The organism is Marinobacter sp. bablab_jr008 (genome assembly GCF_016464145.1).
Taxonomy (GTDB): Bacteria; Pseudomonadota; Gammaproteobacteria; order Pseudomonadales; family Oleiphilaceae; genus Marinobacter; species Marinobacter nauticus.
This window is the reverse complement of sequence record NZ_JACDWW010000053.1, coordinates 1-656: the sequence shown is the minus strand read 5'-3', so window position 1 is coordinate 656 and position 656 is coordinate 1. Positions and strand designations below refer to the sequence as shown.

The 656-nt window shown below is 61.4% G+C and carries 1 protein-coding gene; it reads left to right on the top strand.

Annotated elements, in window-relative coordinates:
* The coding region (gene tssI / locus JIF53_RS07290) for a type VI secretion system tip protein TssI/VgrG (protein ID WP_199452161.1) at positions 1-656 on the top strand (656 nt) is incomplete at both ends.

The window sequence follows — 656 nt, the reverse complement described above, 5'->3', positions numbered from 1 at the left end:
TTCACCCCCGGCGCCAAAGTGGAACTGCAGGACCACGACAGCCAGACCCTGAACCGGGAATGGCTGCTCACCGCCATCACCCACACCGGCAAACAGCCCCAGGCCCTGGAAGAAGAGGGCGGCAGCGAACCCACCAGCTACCACAACGATTTCAGCGCCATTCCGGCCGACAAAACCTGGCGCCCGCTGTGCAACCACAAACCTGTGATGGACGGCCCCCAGATGGCCCTGGTCACCGGCCCGGACGGGGAAGAAATCCACTGCGACCAGTATGGCCGGGTGAAAGTAAGATTCCCGTGGGATAGATACTCGAAGAACGACGAACACAGCAGCGCCTGGCTGCGCGTGGCCCAGGGCTGGGCCGGTGGCCAATACGGCTTCATGGCATTGCCCAGAATCGGCCACGAAGTGATCGTGTCTTTCCTCGACGGCGACCCGGACCAGCCCATCATCACCGGAAGAACCTACCACGCCACCAACACACCGCCGTACGCGCTGCCGGAACACAAAACCCGGACCACCCTGAAGACCAAAACCCACAAGGGTGAGGGCAGCAACGAACTGCGGTTTGAAGACGAAGCCGGCGAAGAACAGATCTACGTGCACGCCCAGAAAGACCTGGACCTGCTGACGGAAAACAACCGCACCGAAGTCAT